The following is a 19,418-nucleotide window of genomic DNA, read 5'->3' on the forward strand; positions in this document are numbered from 1 at the left end:
CTAAAATATTTCATTTTATAAGTGTATCATAGTTGGAGTAAATTTAATATGAAAATCGAGATTTCAAACATTGCCAACCTGCCCTCAAGATTTGGTAAATACAAAATTAAAGCTTTTAAAGAGGGATTTAAAGAGCATTTAGCGATCTACAAAGAGCCTTTTGGCGATGTAACAAATGTGCGTATCCACTCAGAGTGTCTAACAGGAGATGCGATAGGAAGCCTAAAATGCGACTGTCGCGATCAACTTGAGGCGAGTTTAAAATTTATAGAAGAACATAGCGGTATGGTTATCTATCTTCGTCAAGAAGGTCGTAATATAGGGCTTTTAAACAAAATAAACGCTTACGCACTTCAAGACAAAGGGCTTGATACGATAGAGGCAAACCACCAACTTGGCTTTAAAGCCGACGAGCGAACATATGAGATAGTTGATTTTATCTTAAAACATTTTGGTATAACAAAGATAAATTTACTCACAAACAACCCACTTAAACTAATGGGGTTAAAGTGTGTAGAAGTCGTAGCAAGAGTGCCGATCGTAATAGAGCCAAACGAATTTAACGAGGGTTATTTGCGTGTTAAAAAAGAGCAAATGGGACATATTTTAGATGAAAAATAGCTTGGTTTTGTCACCTGAATTTAAAGATAAAACAGTTAAATTTGCCGAAATTTTAGCCAAATTTAACCGCATACACAGCCTTACAAACTACAAAAATATAGACGAGCAAATTCTTGACAGCATAGCTCCGATAGAAATTTTTGACATAAAAGATGCTAAAGTAGCCATTGATGTCGGTAGTGGTGCCGGCTTTCCTGCGATATTTTTAACAATGATAATGAACGAATGCGAGTGGCATTTGTTTGAGCCAAACGCTAAAAAATCATCCTTTCTAAGTTACGCAAAAGTTGCTCTAAATTTACAAAATCTCACGGTTCACAGCCAAAAGATCGAAAATTCTAATAAATTTCATGCAGACCTTATAACATCAAGAGCCTTGATGAAAACACCCCAGTTGATCAAAATATGCAATGGCTTTTATGATAAAAGCACAAAATTTCTGCTTTATAAGGGATCGAGCGTAAACGAAGAACTAGGCGATATAAAGGCTGAAATTTATAATAACAAAAACAGAAATTACATTTTAATGGAAAATATATGCTAGGAAAAATCATAACTTTAATCATCGTATTTGCGGTAATTTATCTCGTATTTTTTAAAATGCTACGCAAAAAAGACAGTGGGAATAAAGAAATAGAAAATTTCGTAGAATGCGACAAATGCGGCACTTTCGTCGACATGAAAAGTGCTGTTTTAAGCAACGGCAGATATGTCTGTCGTGATTGCATAAAGGCTAGATAATGCAACTTATCGGACATGAGCTAGTGGAATTTGAACCGCTATTTTGGACACAAAGCACAAACGAGATGTCAAAAGATAGGCTAAATTTGTTTGAGTTTGATAAAGATCTCATAAAATTTGCAAAGCAACATCAAATGAACTTCGCCACCGTCTGCATAGACACCAAACAAGCCATCATAGCAAACGCTTGTGGCGCAAAATTTATACTTTGCCATAAATTAATCGCAAAAAATTTGTCCGACCTGGCACAATTTTATCTTTTTGACGCAAAAATAGCCTGCGTAATAACTCATGAGCACGAGCTTGAAGAGCTTGCTAAATTTGGCGTTGATGTTGCGATATTTCAGAAAGGGGTCGTAGGTGGAAATTTTTAAAACCTGTTTTTTAATGGTAGGGCTTGTGCTTCTTTTTATGTTTGTAGGAGCATGGATCGGTGGCGAACAAGGCATGATAATGGCATTTTTAGTGGCGCTTGGCATGAACTTTTTTAGCTACTTTTTTAGCGACAAGTTGGTATTAAAGCGCTATAACGCCATTGAAGTAGACGAAAACAGCGCGCATGGACTTTACGCCATCGTTAAAAGACTTTGCCAAAAAACAAGCATGCCAATGCCTCGCATTTACATCATACCCGAGCAAATGCCAAACGCCTTTGCCACAGGAAGAAACCCAAGCCACGCAGCCGTAGCGGCAACGGAAGGGCTTTTAAATTTATTAGACGAAAACGAAGTGGAAGCGGTTTTAGCTCACGAGCTAAGCCATGTGCGCCACTACGACATCCTAACCGGAACGATCGCCGCAGTTATTGCAGGGGCGATCGCCATGCTTGCAAATTTTGCTCAATTTGGCGCGATGAATAGAGAAAATTCACAGCGCAACAATGCTCTTATGATGATCATCATCGCGGTTGTGATGCCACTAGCAGCTAGCGTAATACAAATGGCTATCTCAAGAGAAAGGGAGTATAAAGCCGACAAAGGTGCAGCGCTAATGACTGGACACCCGGAGTGGCTAGCAAGCGCACTAAACAAGCTTGAAAACTACTCGCGCTCATATGCTATACAAAACGCCTCACCGCAAAGCGCACATATGTTTATCGTAAATCCATTTGGCTCATTTAAAGACAAATTCAGCGGTCTTTTTAGGACTCATCCAAGTACAAGCGATAGGATAGTAAGGCTAAACGAACTAGCTCAGCAACTAGGCACAAGTCATAGAAATCACGGGGCAAGCGGCTTTTTTAGAAGATAAATTTATTGATTTTGCAGCAAAAGACAGTCAGCCTTTTTAATGCTATACTCAAACAAAAGCTTGCCAGTCTCAAAATAAAAAACATGTTCCATAATAATGTCTTGGTCAAGCATATCAAGAGCTTTTTTATCGGAGCAAATTTGAGTCAAGTTCATTTTTCTTGTTTCGCTTGCGTATTTTTCAAGCTCTTCTTTGTTAAATTTTGAGACCCAAGTCTTTTTTGTGTCATTAACAGCATATCTATAAAGCAAGACATCAGCGATATTTAAAAGGTCGTTTAAAACGATGTTTGAATTACATCTAAGCGGAAGAGCCTTTTTATATGCTTTGGCATAAATTTCAGCAGCTTCGTGGCTTGTTTGAGAGAGGACAAAATTTAAAATCACACATAGTAAAAAAACTACTCGCAACTGCTCTTATCCACCGATATATCAAAAAGATGTTTGTTGTTTAGCGTATAGCTACCATTTAGTTTTATACCTCTGTTTAGCATGACTTTTGCAATACTTGTAGCGCAAATCGCACTTTTGCCGTTTTGATAGAATTCATTTTTAAGCCGTGCCACCTGTGCTTTTTTTAAATTTGAAATCTTTCTATTTGCGGTATCGTTTAATTTAAAATTTGCATTGACGTTTAAACCATCAATATCAAGCGAGTCTATCACAACCATCTCATCAACTCTGTATGGTAAATTTTGACCTGCTAGTTGTTTTATAAATTTTGGAATTTCTTCCGTTTTTAGACTTGATAAAATTTGTTCATAAATTTTAAGCTCGTTTGCGTTATTTGCAAAAGCCACCACTCCCAAGCAAATGGCAAAAAGAGCTTTTTTCATGATTGCCATTTTCTATCTATAAACGGCGAGAGCTTTGTTAAAACATCATAATTTATCGTATTAAAAAACTGCGCCCACACATTTGCATCATCAAACACACAAACCATCTCACCGCAATTTTCACAGCTAAAGCTATCCATCGACATCTTGCCAAGAAGCCGTTTGCCGTTTGCTAGCGTTAGATCTCCATCTCCCGTATATCGCAAAAGCCCGTCGCCATATCCAAGGTCATATGTAGCTATATTTATGTCGCTTGTAGCGCAAAATTTAGCCCCATATCCTACGCATTGACCGGCTTTTAGCACTCTTTGACTAATGCGCTGTGCCCACAGACTAAGAACGGGTTGCAAATTTAGACTATCGTTAAACTGCGCGTATCCATGCTGAGCGATACCTACACGAACCATATCATCGCTCATATCGCTAAATCTTTCAACTCCGGCTGAGTTATGAGAGTGAAATATCGGTTTTAAAAGTCTAAATTTATCACAAAAGGCGAGAATTTTCACCTTCGCCTCACTAAATTTTTGCTTTTGCACAAAATAATCCGCATTCATCTCGTCACTAGCCCTAAAGTGCGTGTAAGCACCCTCAAGCTTTAAATTTTTACTTAAAATAACATCAAAAGCACTATCAAGCTCATCTATACAAAGCCCGTTTCTATGCATGATCGTATCAATCGCAAGATGAATTCTAGTGCCGTCTTTGACGCTATTTAAAGCATAAATATCATTTATACCGTATATGAAATTTTGACTTTCGTTTTTATTTGGTATGTGAGAAAGGATCAAAATTTTATCAAAAAACTCACCTATCTCATGCGCCTCTTTTTCGTTTTTTACGGCACAAAATTTTATACCAAATTCCTTTGCAACAGGAGCTATAAGCAAAGCCCCGTGCCCATATGCGTTATCCTTTAAAACCAAGATAACGCGCTCTTTACCGCCCGCTTTATTGCAAATTTGTGTTAGATTATGTGTATAGGCGGATTTATTTAGACGAATTTCAGACATTAAATTTCACATCATAAGCGCTATATACGTCTGGTAGTAGCTTTCTAACAGCGTAGTCATACGCATAAAATTTGGCATAAATTTCTTTTAAATTTACATCTTTTGCTTTATCAAAATCAAAAACATCAGTATAACCCTTTTTAGGCACATTTGCATCTAATAACTCAAAAAATTGCGCTCTTGCGGCAAAAATTTTTTCTATCTTTTCCTTAACTTGTGCTTGTTTTGACTCTTCTTGCACGCTTACTCCTCTATTAAAATTTTCATATCGTCGCCGTAAAGTTTCACGTAAAGTGTTTTTTGTCCTTGAAATTTATATGTCGGCGTAGAGTAGTCCTCAAAAAAGCTTACTCTAAAAATATTCTCATTTTTTAAATTCGGATAAGGTGTGATGATAAGGTTCGAAAAAGCTATATTTTTACTCTCTTTTCTGGCAAATATCGCTCTTTTCATGCTTTGAAATTTATCCAAACTCATACCGTCGTATCTTGCGAAATTTTTATCGTAAAATTTTAGATAATTTTCTATATCGCTCTCACTCCATGTCTTTTTCCATCTAAAGAGCTTTGAAATAATAACAGCGATTTGCTCGGCACTTGCATTTGGCTTAGCATCTTCGTAAATTAACGCCAAAGAGCGCTTGTAATCGATGATTTTGTCGTATTGCATTAAAGTATCGTTCTCCATGGCGACACAGCCTTTTGTTTTAAGCTCATCAGTCCTCTCGCCATCAAGCGGATAACCATGTATCCATATGCCTCCGCCGTTTCTTTTTGCAAGTTTATCAAGTAAATTTGGGTAAGAAAGAGAAAATGCAAGCGGTCCAAGATATCTATCGCTAGGCACAAATCTTCTTGTTAGCTGATACACGCCAATCGGCGTCTTAAGGTCGCCCTCTATAAGCTTTTCACCGCTTTTGCCAACTATAACGCCAGTATCAAAAGTCTGCTTTAAAACACCGTCCGAGTAAGTAAATACGCTTAGTTTTTTATCTGTTTTATCAACCACCGTAAGCAAAATATCATTGTCATAGTAACCGTATTTTACGTCCTTGCCATCAAGCTTTTTAAGCCAATACTCTTTGCTTAAGATATTTTTTTCTATCTCTTTTATGACAGCTGAAATTCCATTTTTTAGGTAAATTTCTTCGTAGTTTTGAGCCCAAGCGGCCACCATGAAAGACACAAGTAATAAAAGCTTTTTCAATCTAACCCCATTAAAGTAAAAATTTAAAGCGTAATTATAGCCTAAAAATTTCACTTTTAAGCGTTAAATTTCACTTTTTAAGCTAAGCACTATATAATAAAACTTGCGTATAATGACATAAAATACAAAAAAATAATTTCACAAGGAGTTAGTTATGAAAAAATTTCTACTTGTTTGCCTTTTGTCGGGCGGTTTTTGTGCGAGTCTCTTAGCAGCTGATATTAGCGTTGAAAATTTAAGAGCTCGTCCTTCAAATATCGGTGCAAGCAATAGTGCGATATTTATGGACATAAAAAACAGTTCAAACGCCGATGTAAAACTAGTCGCTGTTAAATCAAGCATATGCAAAAGCACTGAGCTACACACACATAAACTGGTTGATGGTATGAAAATGATGACAAAGATAGACGACATAAATGTTCCCAAAGAAGGCATGGCAAAACTAGCTCCGGGCGGACTTCACGTCATGCTTATAGGGCTTGATAAACCGCTTGTTGACGGTGATATAGTTGATCTTGAAATGAGCTTTGATAACGGAGAAATACTAAATTTTAACGATATAAAAGTCATAAACAACTTCAGATAAACGCAGCTTGCGTTATTTAACCACATTTATGCAAATTTAGGAGTGTGTAATGAAAAAAATATTTGCTTTTTTGGTTTTTGTGCTAATAATCGGTGGAGCTGCTCTTTTGCTTCTAAAACCGTCAAAATACGACTTTAAGGCGTATTCTCCAAGCGGAGAAGTTAGCTTGCAATCATTTGAAGGAAAATATAAAGCGATATATTTTGGCTATCTTTTTTGTCCAGATGTTTGTCCTACTACGCTTTCACTGGTAGGCGATGTGCTAACTAAGCTAGATAGAAATGACTTTGAGCTAATCTTCATAACGCTTGATCCAAAGCGAGATAAGCCAGAAGACCTAACAATGATGGCTAAAAATTTCTATAAAGATGCAACTGGTCTAAAGCTACTTGACATTGACAAAGTAACGGCGAATTATGGAGTTAAATTTAAAGAAATTCCTATGCCAAATTCGGAAATGTTTTATACCGTAGCACACAGTTCATCGATATATCTAATCGACAAAAATGGTAAATTTTACTCTGAAATTTCAAATCTAACCACAGAAAATATCAAAGAAAACATCTTAAATCTTATCAAAGAAAGACCGTAATCAAAATGATAAAAATACATAAATTTCTTCTTACAACACTATGCGCTACGACTATGTTTGCTGAAGTTGCGACCATAGATGCAACACCAAAAAACATATCTGAATTTAAACAGGTCGTAGACATTAGAACACCTCCTGAATGGCACAACACAGGCGTAGTAAAAGGTGCAAAACTTATTACTATGACAAATGACAAAGAGGGCTTTTTGATGTCATTAAAGGCAGCCGGCATAGACACAAAAGAGCCAATCGCGCTTATTTGCAGAAGTGGCGCAAGAAGTAGAGCTTTTGCAGAGTTTATAAATGGCGATAACCTAAAGATTATCAACCTACATGGGGGCATGAGTTCACTCATAGCAAAAGGCTATCAACCCGTTTCGCCCAATCAATAAATATAAATTTTATGTAAAATATTTAAATTTAAATCGTATCATATCGTATAAATTTTAAAAGGAGAAAAAAGATGAAAAACTATCTTGATATTATAAATTTTCGCCATGCATGCAAAATTTTTGACGACACAAAAAAGATTAAAAGCGAAGATTTTGATTTTATTTTAGAAGCGGGTCGTGTAAGTCCAAGCTCGACAGGACTTGAGCAATGGGACTTTGTAGTGGTGCAAAACCCGGCACTTAGAGAAAAGATACGCAAGGTATCATGGGATCAACCGCAAATCACCACTTGCTCGCACTTGGTTATCATTTTAGCTAAAATTTCAGACATCAAAAGCGATAGCAAATACGTAGCTGATATGATAAACAGACGTCCTGATAAAACACCTCAAGAGCATGAAGCTAGAGTGAATTTTTACAAAAGTTTCATCACAGAGAATTTTAAAGACGACGATGAGTTGCTATTTCAATGGTCACACGAGCAGTGCATGTATCCTGCGATAAACATGATGAATGCCGCAGCATCTCTTGGCATAGACAGCTGCCCGATAGAGGGTTTTGAGCGTGAAGAGGTTGGCAAGCTTTTAAATATCGATCCCAAAAAACACCGCGTAGCCATAGCTATACCGTTTGGATACCGCCTAAACGAACAGCCTGTTAAATATCGCAGAACGATGGACGACGTTGTTACTTGGATAAATTAATCTACTTAACGAGCCAAATTTCGGCTCGTTAAAAATCTTCAAAAATTTACTTTTTAAAAATTCAAACAATCATTAAAATAAGAACATAGCAAAATATAAATAAAACTGTATCAAAATGAAAGTTATTAAAAGGGATTTAAATAGCCTAAATGGTGGAAGCGAGGGGGATCGAACCCCTGTCCAAAAACAAAACAACCGCAGCCTCTACATGTTTAGCAAAAGTGAAAGTTTCATCTAGCAAGGCTCACTTTCCAAAACCAAAAGCTAGACTAAGACAAGGTTTCGACTCTCAGCTCGTCAAACTGCTAGCCTACACTATCTGGATTACTCGCGGACTCTTTTAGATAGTATCAAAAAGCGCAAGGCTCAACTGAACTTACGCGGCTTTAGCGTAAGCAGGAGCGAAATTAACGTTATTTGCGTTTAAATTTAATTTGAGCTTTTTACGCTTTGCTCAAAGCGACATGCCACCACGACCATCCTGCTCCTGTCGAAGCCAAGTCGCTCCCGTAAAGAGATTAGTCCAGTATTTTACAGCTTTTTAAATTTTTAGTCAAGCTGCGAAGGTATATCGATTATATTTGGATTGAGAACACTAAAATACTCAGCATCACCTTCTATATCGTTTTTGTATTTTGCAAATTGATCACTAACAAGCAAAAGCCAATCAATAAAACTATCATTTGCGGGTCCTTGCAAACTCCTAGCCTCCTCACAGACATCTTCGGCAAGCGTGGTAAGTTTTAAAACAGGATCGATATGCATATAACCTGCGGCGGATTTGATATTATGAAAAATTCTAAAAAGTTCATCGATGTTGTTTTTAAATTTGTCCTCGCGTGATAAATTTACGATTAAAGGCTCCATTAGATCACACATCAACGAATAATGCGATAAAAATTCCTCAACAATATCATAAGAAAAGTCCACTTCAAGTCTTTTTAGCATACCCATTTTTACATCCTTAGCATAGGTTGATATGAATTGTAACAAAATTTTGATAAAATTAAATAATTTTTGTTAATATTTGGAGAATTTAATGACCACTAACACAAAAAAAATAACAGTCACCGATATACAAAAGAAAAAAAACAAAGAGCCAATAGTTGCCATAACGGCTTATGATGCACTTTTTGCAAAAATCTTTGATGAAGTGACGGATATCATTCTTGTCGGAGATAGCTTAAATATGAGCTTTAACAACAAGCAAGACACCTTAAGTATCGGTATAAACGAGATGATATATCACACAAATGCCGTATGTGCGGGCGCAAAACAAGCACTTATCATAACCGATATGCCATTTGGTAGCTACACAAATGAGGATATGGCATTAAAAAATGCAGTTGAAATTTTCAAAAAAACAAAAGCAGATGCAGTTAAATTAGAAGGCGGGCTAAGAGTGGCAAATACCATCAAACGCCTTTGCGATGAAGGCATAAGCGTATGCGGACATATCGGGCTAATGCCTCAATTCGTGAGATTTGAAGGTGGCTATAGCGTCAAAGGTCGCGATCCAAAAACCGCTCAAAATTTAATCAACGACGCAAGAGCGCTAGAGGCAGCCGGGGTGTTTGCCATCGTGCTTGAAGGAGTTGTTTCCGATGTTGCGCAAGCAGTTAGCAAAAGTGTAAATGTACCGATAATCGGCATAGGTTCAGGGAACCAAGTAGATGGGCAAATTTTAGTTTGGTCTGATATGCTTGGCTTTTTTGATAAATTTAAACCAAAATTTGTAAAACGCTACCTAGATGGCGCCAATTTGATCAAAAATGCCGTTCAAAACTATGCTGATGAAGTAAAAAGCAGAGCCTTCCCAAACGAAGAATTTGAGTATAAAAACTAAAAATAAAATTTAAAATAGAAGATGAAATGGATAGAATAGTAGAAATAGAAAAGATAAATTTCGAAAGCGAATACGAAGTTTCACTCCGTCCGTCGGTATTTGATGATTATATCGGGCAAGAAAAGATCAAGCAAAATTTAAATGTCTTCATAAAAGCTGCCAAAAAGCGTGGTGAGTGCTTAGATCATGTGCTTTTTTACGGACCTCCCGGGCTTGGAAAGACGACCTTAGCTCACATCATCGCAAACGAAATGGGAGTAAGTATAAAAATGACCGCCGCCCCGATGATAGAAAAAAGTGGCGATCTAGCAGCGATACTTACAAACCTACAAGAGGGCGACGTGCTTTTTATAGATGAAATTCATCGCCTAAGTCCAGCCATAGAAGAAGTGCTATATCCTGCGATGGAAGACTTTCGTCTTGACATTATCATAGGTTCGGGACCGGCTGCTCAAACGATAAAGATAGACTTACCAAAATTTACCCTCATCGGAGCTACAACGCGTGCGGGCATGATCTCCGCACCTTTGCGCGATCGCTTTGGTATGGACTTTCGTCTTCAGTTTTATACGCCGCCAGAACTATCTCGTATCGTAGAAATCGCCTCTGCAAAACTAGGCAAAGAGTGCAACATAAAGGCATCTTTGGAAATAGCCAAGCGCTCACGCGGAACACCGCGTATCGCTTTAAGACTATTAAAACGAATTCGCGACTTTGCCGAAGTAAACGATGAAAATTTCATCTCACATGAGCGAAGCAAAGAGGCGCTTGACGCACTTGGTGTAAACTCTCTTGGCTTTGACGAAATGGACATAAAATACCTAGAAATTTTACTAGAAGCAAAGCGCAGACCTCTAGGACTAAGTACGATAGCCGCAGCAATGAGCGAAGATGAGGGGACAGTTGAGGACGTACTTGAACCATACTTGCTAGCAAACGGATATATCGAGCGAACTGCTCGTGGCAGGATCGCCTCAGCAAAGGCATATGATGTGTTTAAAATTTCGCCGCCAAGCGATCTAAAAGCTAGCGAGAAAACACTATTTAATGAGTGAGCATTTCTCACTCAAAAGTTAGATAAAATTAATCCCAACTATTAACCCAAAGCTTCATGTTTTTGTATAAACTACTACTTTAATATGGCCACCTGACATCAAATAAACCATTCTCACTCACTCAGCTTGGCATGGTATTGTTTTTTATTTTATTTATCATTTTGAGGTTAATTTATTTAAAGCTTCTGTAATATTTTCATTATTTGCGCCGGTTTTACCTAGCAAATTTACCAAAAACCACCATAGAACTCCTACTTTCATAAAGCAATTTCGCATCGTCCGTAAACGGATAAAACTCGCTCATTTCTTCTCCTTTGTAAATTTAACTTATTTTACTCCTCATCACTTAATCACCCATAAAAAGAAGACATGCAAACAAACTGTTACACTAAACGTATAATACACAGCAAGATAGCAAACGCGAAATGTTATGAAATATTTAATACAAAATTGACCGTGGATTATTTGATATTATTTGCTATAATATTGTATTTTAGCAAGGAAAGCAATGAATAGTCGCATATTTTTTGGATTTTTAGTATTTTTTGCACTCTCTTTAGTGCTTTATCTATTTAAACCATTTTTGTTAAATATCTTTATCGCCATGCTTTTGGCGGTCGCAACATCAAACATAAACGTCAAATTTCTAACCATTACAAAAAACAAAAGAACTCTATCGGCTTCGCTTACGACGATAGTTTTGTTCTTGTTGTTCATAGCGCCTTTGCTTTATGCAGTTATAAAAATAACCAAGCATGCAGCAGGCTTTGACATAGATAATATCACGACGACTATCGACTACATAAAAAATTACGACTTCAAGCTCCCTGGCGCACTTTCGTTTTTAGAGCCAAATTTCAAGGAATTTATAAACGAATTTGACATCAAAACACTCTTTACTCAACTCATATCAAACCTTACAAATTTAGGTAAAACCAGCGTTAAATTTATAGCCGATATAATTGTTATACTTGTGTTTTTCTTTTTTTGCAACCTTTATGGAAGCGAGCTTGTTGCGTATTTAAAAAATGCTCTTCCGTTAGAAAAATACGACACACAGTATGTCTTAAGCGAGGTAGCAAACGTAATGAGCGTCGTATCATACTCAACCATAGCAAATATGATAATACAAGGTTTTTTGTTTGCTATTATCACTATGATATACGGATATGATGGCTTTTTGACGGGAATTTTATTTGCTTTTGCGTCACTTGTGCCAGTCATCGGCGGTCTTTTAGCATGGGGTCCGCTAAGCCTTTACGAGTTTGCAAACGGTAATGTTTCTGCAGCGATCGTGATCGCCGTTTATACGATCGTAGTTATATCAATCATCGCAGATACCTTCTTAAAGCCTCTCGTGATAAAATTTATTAACTCTCGTTTGGTTAAAATTCCAACTCAAATAAACGAACTTTTGATATTTTTTGCAATGATCGCGGGACTTACTACATTTGGCTTTTGGGGCGTGATACTTGGTCCTGCTATCGTTACGTTTTTTATGTCCGTTATAAAACTTTACACTCTACTTAGAGAGAGATCATTTGTATAATTGAGGAGAAGATATGATATTTGAAGATGAATTTATAAAAGTAGAACGCGAAGAAAATGAGCTTCCTTGGGTTAAAATTTTTACCAAATTCCCATACCGAGAGCTTAGTGAATGCGACGAAAAAACTCGTGCAAGACTTTTTGAAGCGATGTTAATAACCGAAAAAACTATGCTTGAGTTTTATAATCCAACAAAAATAAACATCGCAAGCTTTGGCAACTATGTCCCTCACGTGCACATACACGTCATAGCACGTTTTGAAGACGACGTATTTTTCCCAGAAAGCGTTTGGGGCAAGAAACAACGCGAAAGCAAGTTAAATTTAGCCAAATTTGATGACTTTGCAAAAATTTTAAGCGATAGCTTAAAAGGATGATTGTTGCAAGATAAAAAAAATGCCATAATCTCCGTCACGCTTATCGTAAGCCTAGTAGTTTGCACCATACTTTACAATCTATACTCACAGTATCTAAAAGAGCGTAAAGAAGAGAGTATAAAGGTTTATTTCGACTATCAGATCAAACAACTTAACAAAAACATAGAAGACGCAAAACTATCATCGCTGGCACTTGCTATCATCTTAAGCAAAAACGACGCGATACAAGAGTGTTTTACGAGCAACGACAGAACAAAGTGCTTGCAAGATGTTGAGGAGATAATAAACACCTTCGGCACGGTTTCCGTATATAAAAATTTACGTCTTCATCTGCATACAAAAGACTTAAGAAGCTATGTTAGAAGCTGGGATACAAAGCTTTATGGAGATAAACTTACTCACTTTAGACACCTCATCAGCGAGTCAGCAAAGCAAAAACGACCAATGACAGGGATAGAAGTCGGCATGGCTGGAGTTAAGATCCGCTCCATATCAGGAGTAATGGCAGGCGAGCAAAATGTTGGCACGATAGAGGTTATGCTTGATTTTGAGTACATGGGAGAGTTTTTTAAAGAACAAGGTATCGATCTTTTTGTGCTTTTAGATAAGGACCAAGCCATAAGCAAACAAGGCATAAGAAACGCAAATTTACTTAGCAAATACTATATCGAAAATTTAAATACCGCAAATTTAAATATACTTGAAATTTTACGCGATATAGACTTTGATCAAAATGACTTCATAAGATATAAGAACCATTATTTTAGTGTCGTGCCACTTATGGATGCTAGCTCAAAGCGTATAGGATATTACGTGCTTCATATCAACAAAGATGAAAAAGAGCGCAACCTATCACAAAACTACATCCCAGACAACGAGTTCTTGTTTTAAATGTTATCAATCTGAAATTTGAAAATAATAATAAAAAGTGCTTCCCTCTTTAGGGACGCTTTTTACTTCGTATTTTATATCTTCCTTGTTACAAATTTCACTCACGATATTTAGCCCCAGACCAAAACCGCCTCGCACCTCGTCTTCTCTTACATAACGCTTCCAGATACGCTTTGTATCTTTAATACCATCACCAAAATCCTGAACACTAAGCACGGCCTCTTCGCCGTTTGATCTTAAATTTATTATCACCCTGCTATCTTGAGGACTGTATTTTATAGCATTTGTAATGGTGTTGTCGATTATCCTTTGAGCTGCAAGTTTGCTGATATTGACAAAAATTTTTTCTTCTAAATTTGGAACAAGCATGATATGTTTTGACTGGGCAACGCTATTTAAAAACAAAATTCTTTCATGTATATATAAGCCAAGGTCGATCCGCTCTTTTGGAAATTTTATATATCCGCGTTTGATGTAAAACTCGACATCTTCGTATGTTATTTGCATTTGTTTTAGGGCATTTTTGATACGATTTGTGTATTTGTTATCCATGCCAAGCATTTCAAGGTTCATACCTGCTACGCCAAGAGGTGTTTTTAGCTCATGCATGGCATCGTTAAAGAAGTTACTCATGTATCTTTGAACATCTTTGTATGGCTTTACACTACCAAGATAACTCATATAAAGTATAAAAAACACCATAACCAAGGCAACGGTAAGCATAAGAGCGGTTAAGAAAACCATACGTTTGTTGCTTTGCTCTTGGGTTACTATGATATAGTAAAGCTTTTTATCCTTAAAGAAAAAACTCTTATAAAATAAAAATTTACCTTGCTCAAGCACAACAAATTTAAAATTTTCAGGTCTTACACTAAGGGTAGAAACGATCGGGTTAAAATCAGCATCATAAATAGCGTATTTAAATATAAGAGAAGTTGGCATCTCTTTGTTGTTTAAAAACAGTGTTCGTATTTGTTTTTCGTATTTAAGTAAGCTAAAAAGATTTTTTGAAGTCTCATCTTTTTGGCTTAATCCCAAAATAACCAAACTTTGAAATACAAATAACGCCATAATGACGATAGTGGCTAAAATGGGAATTTTAAAGCTTTTATCCATTTATTTTATAGCCGACTCGTCTTTTTGATGTTATAAATTCATTTGATGTTTTTTGACGAATTTTAAGAACATGCATCCTTATATCAGCGCCGTCTATCTCTTTGTCGCCCCAGACAAACTCACGCAACTCATCCATGCTTACATACATGTTTAGATGAGATACTAAGCACTCAACAAGGTCAGTCTCTTTAGCACTTAAGTCTATTAAAGCCCCATCTTTTTGCAAAACTCTTTTGCTTGTATTAAACTCAAATCCCCCATTTAGCTTAATTACATTTTTATCATCGACACTATAATACTTCCTCATAAGCTCGGCAACTCTAAATTTAAGCTCAGCTAGCTCAAACGGCTTTTTTAAATACTCATTACAGCCAAGCTCGTAGCCTATCGCCATATCATCGATATCAACAAGCGATGTTGTGATCATTATAGGCGTGTTTAAATTTAAATTTTTTATGTATTTTATAACCTCATGTCCGCTTATCTTTGGAACTTTTATATCAAGGATAAAAAGATGATAAAAGTTGCTAGCTATCAGATCACAAGCTTTTTGACCGTCACTAGCGCAATCAACATCATATCCAAGCATTTGCAAATACTCACAAACACTCTCTTGAAACTGTATGTCATCTTCTAAAAGTAAAATCTTCAACGTAAACCTTTGCTCTTTAAATTTAAAGGAGCGTTTGTATAAAACAAACGCTCATGTTGCTCATGCACCGGTAAAAATTTGACCTGCATAAACAATGTAATATCTTAGCAAAATTACGCCACATATTACAAGTAAAGTATTTAAAAGTATTGCAGTTGGTTTATATGCATGACCTTTTAATACGGTAAGATCTATCACGATAGGCAAAACAAGTCCCATACCTACAACACCAAACCAGAAAATCCCTGCTAAAGCGCCGCTTCCTAAAGCTTGAACAGCAACAACCTCACTGCTACCGCCCTTTGAAAACATAAGAGCAAATAAAGCACCAAGCAAGGCTATCTCACAAACTATCGCAAAAAGGTCAAATTTTAATAAGCCTGCCACAACATGTTGGTCGATATTATCTTTAAAAAAGACCATACCACAAATAACGCTTGCAGCTATACCAGAGCTAAATCCTGAAACTAAAAATAGTATAGGAAGCACAGGGGTGTCCCATAGTGGAAGTTTGCTTATCGCACTTAGCAAAAAGCCCGTATATACGCCAACTCCTATAGCTAGGACGAAAAGTAAAATTTCCATTAATTTTACAAGACCTGACTTTAAAACTAAATTTGAAAGACTCTCTAAGATAGATATATTGCTTGCTTTTATTTGCGGTGCAAATGCAACTAACAAATAAATAAACGCAAGAGGCGTATAAAGCAAAAGCAAAGCAACACCTATAGACATAACTGAAGCAAAGTTATATTTTATAAGTATCCAGTAAAAACTAAGAGGCTTACCAAGGTCAAGCACCAAAAGTGCAAGTCCCACACAAATAGTTATAGGTGCTATTATCGCAGCTGCCTTAAAACAACCGTCAAATTTAGAAGATGATGAAATTTTATCAAGCTCTATACCCTTCCATCTAAGAAATAACGCAACTATCATCGCACCTGCACTAAGACCCGCCAAAAATAAATACACCGCGATCGGCCAAGGCCAATAAATTTCATTATATTGAGCCATACTTCCCCACATATTATTCATTGTTTCCTCCTTTGCGGTTAGCTATCATTCCAAGCTGTGGTCTTGTTTTAAATTCCTCTTTAGGAAGATAGACTTTTTTCTCTTTCATGATTTTTGAAACTTCAGAATTTTCATCGTTTAGATCTCCAAATGTAAGAGCATCTGTCGGACAAACTGCAACGCAAGCCGGCTGCTCGCCTTTTGAAAGGCGTGTTTCATAGCAAAATGTACACTTACCTATCTCACCTGTTTGCGGCTCAACAAAACGAGCATCATAAGGACAGGCCAGGATGCAGTATTTACAGCTAACACATGTGCGATGATCAAGCAGTGTAATGCCTTCTGCCGTTTTAAAACTAGCTCCCGTAGGACATACCGTAACGCAAGGACTATCTTCACACATAACGCAGCTGTGGCGTAAAAAATCCATCTTTAAATTTGGAAACGTTCCTGTCATTTTTGCATGCACTTGCAAGCGATAAACTCCGCTTGGAACGTTGTTTTCGCTTCTGCATGCAACCGAACAGCCTTGACAGCCGATGCATAAATTTTCATCATGTATCATAAAGTATTTTTTCATCATCTCCCCCTTACGCCTTAATAATGTCCACGCCAACGTTTGTTATCATCGTGGCTGCCACCGGACCCTCTTCCGGATTTAAAAGTCTGCTTTGGTTTGTTCCGTCGCCGTCTGTACGAGTCATGCCAGGCGTTGTATGACCAAATCCGTGATAAACGAACAACGTATCTTCTCTTATGCCCTCAGTCAGCATAACTTTACCTTTGTCTTTGCCAAATTTATTCTGCAAGATAACTTTATCTCCGTCTTTTAGTCCTTTTCTTGCTGCAGTTTTTGGATGTATCCAGATCGGAGCTTCACTCATCATATCATTTAAGAAAGGAACGTTTTGCGTATGTCCATTTGTATGTATAGGTGTTTTTCCACTCATCAAGCAAAGCTCATGACCGCCAAATACATCCATATCTAGCGTATTTAAGCAACCATACCCAGGGAACTGAGCCTCTACTTCCTCGCTAAATAGCTCTATCTTGCCACTCTTTGTTTTAAGTTTGGCCATACCGTCCATAAGACCGTTTTCATCTACAAATTGAGCTGCGCTTGGATATTTTTCAACGAATTTAGCAACAGAACCTTTTTCTCTATATAAAATTCCAGGTACTTTCCAGGTCACATAACCGTCTTTTTCAAGGGCAGCTAAAAGGTCTACATTGCCCTTTACTTGTTGCATACGCCACTCTCTGATGTCGTTCCATTTGTATAGTTCGTCTATTTTCATTTTGCGCGCAAGCTCTCTGAAAATTTCAGCGCCACTCTTTGTATCGCCGATAGGCTCGACTATTTTATTTCTTATCATATATGCAGGTTTTTGACCTGATTTATCCTCTATACCCTCATCTCTTTCAAGATAAGTGCTCTCAGGTAAAACCACATCCGCATAAGTTGCCATATCGTTTAGGTAAACATCACTTACTACGATAAAGTCAAGTTTTTTCATAGCATCTATCGTTTTTTGCGTACCGGCAACGTTTATTAGGTGGTTAAATCGTATATTAAACCAGCCTTTTACAGGATAAGGTTTGTCTGTTAAAATTGCGTCAGGAATATCCATCAAAACACCGTGTTGGCGGCTAACAAATTTATGTTTTCCATCCTCACCCGCAAAGTCAACCCTTGTTCCTTTTGGCACTTTAAAGTCTTTATCTGGGTTTGTTATCTCGGGGATTTCATTTAGTCCTGTTAATTTGTTATATGTTTTTGCATTTTTACCACCAAAAAGACCGCCTTTAACTTCCCAGTTGCCCATCATAGCATTTGCAGTCATAATGGCTCTTGTTCTCATGTATTCGGCTCTTGTAGTTGTAGTTTTGTGTCCAAAGTCAATGATAACGCGAGGTGCTGCAGCCCAAATTTCAGCCGCTATACGCTCAACTGTTGCAGCAGGTATGCCAGTGATACTTTCTTGCCACTGTGGAGTAGTATCTTTTGCCGCCTCTACGACCTTATCAAAGCCTATAGTAAATTTCTCTATAAATTCTTTATTATAAGTATCATTTTTAATCCATGTATTAATAAGCGCCATAACAAAAGCCAGGTCAGTTCCCGGTTTTACAGGTAGCCATTCGTCTGCTTTTGAAGCAACAACACTAAATCTAGGCTCGAGAACTACAAGCTTTGTATCTTTTTGGTCCGCAAATTTCGCAAGCTTTTTAGCATCTGATATAACTATGCCTTCAAATAAATTGTGTCCGAAGTTTACAATGTATTTTGCGTTGCTAAAGTCACGTTTTAACTTCGCGTCACCATACATGTGAGTACAAACCATTTGGTATGTTATCGGACAGTTTGAAAAGTGAGAAAAGCAGTTTGGCGAACCATAGCTTGAAGCAAAATTTACCATCAACTTATGTGTTTGACAGCTTTTACAGGTAAACACAAAGCTTTGCGGTCCGTATTTATCTTTAATCTCTTGCATTTTAGTTGCAACTAGATCTAACGCCTCATCCCAACTAGCTTCACGCCATTTGCCTTCGCCTCTTTCGCCAACGCGTATTAAAGGCTTAACTATACGTTGCGGATCGTAAAGCTGAGAGTGTCCAGAGCCACCTCTAGCACATACTGAAGTTCCTGTTCCGGACGCTTTGTGGTTACCTTGTATAAAGACGTTTTTACCGTCTACCACGCGTCCTTCGATAGGACATCGTGAAGAGCACATTTCACAGAAGCTAGGAGTAAAACTCTCGCTTCCTTTTAATGCTTTAGCACCAACCGCCCCTAGACTGCCAGGCGTAAAACAGGTTGCTAAAACACCCGCTCCAGCGCTTGTTTTTAAAAAATCTCGTCTTGATTTATTCATCTTCTCCTCCTTAGACTTCAGTATTATTTTACAATAATTTCGTAAAAATAGAGTAAAATTTTACTTAAAGATAAAATTTAGTTTCTAAGATTTATATTAAAT

The 19,418-nt window shown here is 37.2% G+C and carries 25 protein-coding genes and 1 other RNA gene; 14 read left to right on the forward strand and 12 right to left on the reverse strand.

The features are described from left to right. Nucleotides 1–48 precede the first annotated feature (48 nt). From ribA to htpX, 5 genes are read left to right on the forward strand one after another with little or no spacing between them, the layout of a single operon-like run. A complete protein-coding gene (gene ribA / locus CCAL9328_RS06715) occupies nt 49–621 on the forward strand; it encodes a GTP cyclohydrolase II (RefSeq protein ID WP_169937741.1) in 573 nt (190 codons plus the stop codon). Beyond that, nucleotides 611–1,165 carry a 16S rRNA (guanine(527)-N(7))-methyltransferase RsmG gene (gene rsmG / locus CCAL9328_RS06720; RefSeq protein WP_169937739.1) on the forward strand — a complete coding sequence of 185 codons (555 nt, stop codon included), beginning with the start codon at nt 611–613 and terminating at the stop codon, nt 1,163–1,165. The genes ribA and rsmG overlap by 11 nt, the downstream gene beginning before the upstream one ends. Beyond that, nucleotides 1,159–1,362 carry a PP0621 family protein gene (locus CCAL9328_RS06725; protein ID WP_169937737.1) on the forward strand — a complete coding sequence of 68 codons (204 nt, stop codon included), beginning with the start codon at nt 1,159–1,161 and terminating at the stop codon, nt 1,360–1,362. Before rsmG ends, CCAL9328_RS06725 begins: the two co-directional genes overlap by 7 nt. Further along, nucleotides 1,362–1,736, forward strand: coding sequence for a hypothetical protein (locus CCAL9328_RS06730; protein WP_169937735.1), 375 nt, complete (start codon nt 1,362–1,364; stop codon nt 1,734–1,736). The genes CCAL9328_RS06725 and CCAL9328_RS06730 overlap by 1 nt, the downstream gene beginning before the upstream one ends. Then, nucleotides 1,723–2,613, forward strand: coding sequence for a zinc metalloprotease HtpX (gene htpX / locus CCAL9328_RS06735; RefSeq protein WP_169937734.1), 891 nt, complete (start codon nt 1,723–1,725; stop codon nt 2,611–2,613). Before CCAL9328_RS06730 ends, htpX begins: the two co-directional genes overlap by 14 nt. A 2-nt stretch (nt 2,614–2,615) precedes the next feature. Here the strand turns inward: htpX and CCAL9328_RS06740 are convergent, their stop codons facing one another. From CCAL9328_RS06740 to pgp2, 5 genes are read right to left on the reverse strand one after another with little or no spacing between them, the layout of a single operon-like run. Beyond that, nucleotides 2,616–3,023, reverse strand: coding sequence for a hypothetical protein (locus CCAL9328_RS06740; protein ID WP_194239126.1), 408 nt, complete (start codon nt 3,021–3,023; stop codon nt 2,616–2,618). Continuing rightward, nucleotides 3,014–3,448, reverse strand: coding sequence for a hypothetical protein (locus tag CCAL9328_RS06745; protein ID WP_169937730.1), 435 nt, complete (start codon nt 3,446–3,448; stop codon nt 3,014–3,016). The genes CCAL9328_RS06740 and CCAL9328_RS06745 overlap by 10 nt, the downstream gene beginning before the upstream one ends. Continuing rightward, complete coding sequence (locus CCAL9328_RS06750; RefSeq protein WP_169972246.1) at nt 3,445–4,461, reverse strand: alanine racemase; 1,017 nt, start codon at nt 4,459–4,461, stop codon at nt 3,445–3,447. The genes CCAL9328_RS06745 and CCAL9328_RS06750 overlap by 4 nt, the downstream gene beginning before the upstream one ends. Further along, a complete protein-coding gene (gene cmeU / locus CCAL9328_RS06755; protein WP_170000300.1) occupies nt 4,454–4,702 on the reverse strand; it encodes a CmeU family protein in 249 nt (82 codons plus the stop codon). The genes CCAL9328_RS06750 and cmeU overlap by 8 nt, the downstream gene beginning before the upstream one ends. Nucleotides 4,703–4,704: 2 nt before the next feature. Further along, nucleotides 4,705–5,667 carry a cell shape-determining L,D-carboxypeptidase Pgp2 gene (pgp2, locus tag CCAL9328_RS06760; RefSeq protein WP_228026624.1) on the reverse strand — a complete coding sequence of 321 codons (963 nt, stop codon included), beginning with the start codon at nt 5,665–5,667 and terminating at the stop codon, nt 4,705–4,707. A 154-nt stretch (nt 5,668–5,821) separates the two neighbouring features. Here pgp2 and CCAL9328_RS06765 point away from each other — a divergent pair, with 154 nt between their 5' ends. From CCAL9328_RS06765 to CCAL9328_RS06780, 4 genes are all read left to right on the forward strand, one after another. Beyond that, on the forward strand, nt 5,822–6,253 hold the full coding sequence (locus tag CCAL9328_RS06765; RefSeq protein WP_169972248.1) for a copper chaperone PCu(A)C: 432 nt from the start codon (nt 5,822–5,824) through the stop codon (nt 6,251–6,253). 49 nt (nt 6,254–6,302) lie between these two features. After that, nucleotides 6,303–6,845, forward strand: a complete 543-nt coding sequence (locus tag CCAL9328_RS06770; RefSeq protein ID WP_169937723.1) for an SCO family protein — start codon at nt 6,303–6,305, stop codon at nt 6,843–6,845. Between the two features lie 5 nt (nt 6,846–6,850). Then, nucleotides 6,851–7,237, forward strand: a complete 387-nt coding sequence (locus CCAL9328_RS06775) for a rhodanese-like domain-containing protein (RefSeq protein WP_170000301.1) — start codon at nt 6,851–6,853, stop codon at nt 7,235–7,237. A 71-nt stretch (nt 7,238–7,308) separates the two neighbouring features. Then, complete coding sequence (locus tag CCAL9328_RS06780) at nt 7,309–7,941, forward strand: NAD(P)H-dependent oxidoreductase (protein WP_170000302.1); 633 nt, start codon at nt 7,309–7,311, stop codon at nt 7,939–7,941. Between the two features lie 150 nt (nt 7,942–8,091). On the opposite strand, the gene ssrA is transcribed toward CCAL9328_RS06780, so the two are convergent. Continuing rightward, nucleotides 8,092–8,450, reverse strand: a transfer-messenger RNA (tmRNA) gene (gene ssrA, locus CCAL9328_RS06785). Between the two features lie 40 nt (nt 8,451–8,490). Further along, nucleotides 8,491–8,895 carry an Hpt domain-containing protein gene (locus CCAL9328_RS06790; protein ID WP_169937718.1) on the reverse strand — a complete coding sequence of 135 codons (405 nt, stop codon included), beginning with the start codon at nt 8,893–8,895 and terminating at the stop codon, nt 8,491–8,493. A gap of 85 nt (nt 8,896–8,980) precedes the next feature. Between CCAL9328_RS06790 and panB the strand changes: the two genes are divergently transcribed. The 5 genes from panB to CCAL9328_RS06815 all read left to right on the forward strand — a co-directional run bounded on the left by panB (nt 8,981) and on the right by CCAL9328_RS06815 (nt 13,658). Next, nucleotides 8,981–9,787: a 3-methyl-2-oxobutanoate hydroxymethyltransferase gene (gene panB, locus CCAL9328_RS06795; RefSeq protein WP_169972251.1), complete on the forward strand. Its 807-nt coding sequence runs from the start codon at nt 8,981–8,983 to the stop codon at nt 9,785–9,787. A 26-nt stretch (nt 9,788–9,813) separates the two neighbouring features. Continuing rightward, nucleotides 9,814–10,842, forward strand: a complete 1,029-nt coding sequence (ruvB, locus tag CCAL9328_RS06800) for a Holliday junction branch migration DNA helicase RuvB (protein WP_170000303.1) — start codon at nt 9,814–9,816, stop codon at nt 10,840–10,842. A 508-nt stretch (nt 10,843–11,350) separates the two neighbouring features. Next, nucleotides 11,351–12,391, forward strand: a complete 1,041-nt coding sequence (locus tag CCAL9328_RS06805) for an AI-2E family transporter (RefSeq protein ID WP_169972252.1) — start codon at nt 11,351–11,353, stop codon at nt 12,389–12,391. 13 nt (nt 12,392–12,404) lie between these two features. After that, complete coding sequence (locus CCAL9328_RS06810) at nt 12,405–12,767, forward strand: HIT family protein (RefSeq protein WP_170000304.1); 363 nt, start codon at nt 12,405–12,407, stop codon at nt 12,765–12,767. Between the two features lie 3 nt (nt 12,768–12,770). Beyond that, entirely contained in the window at nt 12,771–13,658 is an 888-nt protein-coding gene (locus CCAL9328_RS06815; protein ID WP_169937709.1) for a cache domain-containing protein, read from the forward strand. 6 nt (nt 13,659–13,664) lie between these two features. On the opposite strand, the gene CCAL9328_RS06820 is transcribed toward CCAL9328_RS06815, so the two are convergent. The 5 genes from CCAL9328_RS06820 to phsA are packed head-to-tail and all read right to left on the reverse strand — an operon-like array spanning nt 13,665 to nt 19,316. After that, the gene (locus CCAL9328_RS06820; RefSeq protein WP_169937707.1) at nt 13,665–14,774 is read right to left on the reverse strand and encodes a sensor histidine kinase; all 1,110 of its coding nucleotides are present in this window, start codon (nt 14,772–14,774) and stop codon (nt 13,665–13,667) included. Next, nucleotides 14,767–15,426, reverse strand: coding sequence for a response regulator transcription factor (locus CCAL9328_RS06825; protein ID WP_169937705.1), 660 nt, complete (start codon nt 15,424–15,426; stop codon nt 14,767–14,769). Before CCAL9328_RS06825 ends, CCAL9328_RS06820 begins: the two co-directional genes overlap by 8 nt. 60 nt (nt 15,427–15,486) lie before the next feature. After that, nucleotides 15,487–16,461, reverse strand: coding sequence for an NrfD/PsrC family molybdoenzyme membrane anchor subunit (nrfD, locus tag CCAL9328_RS06830; RefSeq protein WP_169937703.1), 975 nt, complete (start codon nt 16,459–16,461; stop codon nt 15,487–15,489). After that, the gene (locus CCAL9328_RS06835; RefSeq protein ID WP_170000305.1) at nt 16,454–17,020 is read right to left on the reverse strand and encodes a 4Fe-4S dicluster domain-containing protein; all 567 of its coding nucleotides are present in this window, start codon (nt 17,018–17,020) and stop codon (nt 16,454–16,456) included. Before CCAL9328_RS06835 ends, nrfD begins: the two co-directional genes overlap by 8 nt. A gap of 10 nt (nt 17,021–17,030) precedes the next feature. Then, nucleotides 17,031–19,316: a thiosulfate reductase PhsA gene (gene phsA / locus CCAL9328_RS06840; protein WP_169937699.1), complete on the reverse strand. Its 2,286-nt coding sequence runs from the start codon at nt 19,314–19,316 to the stop codon at nt 17,031–17,033. Between the last annotated feature and the right edge of the window lie 102 nt (nt 19,317–19,418).

Source organism: Campylobacter sp. RM9328, assembly GCF_012978615.1.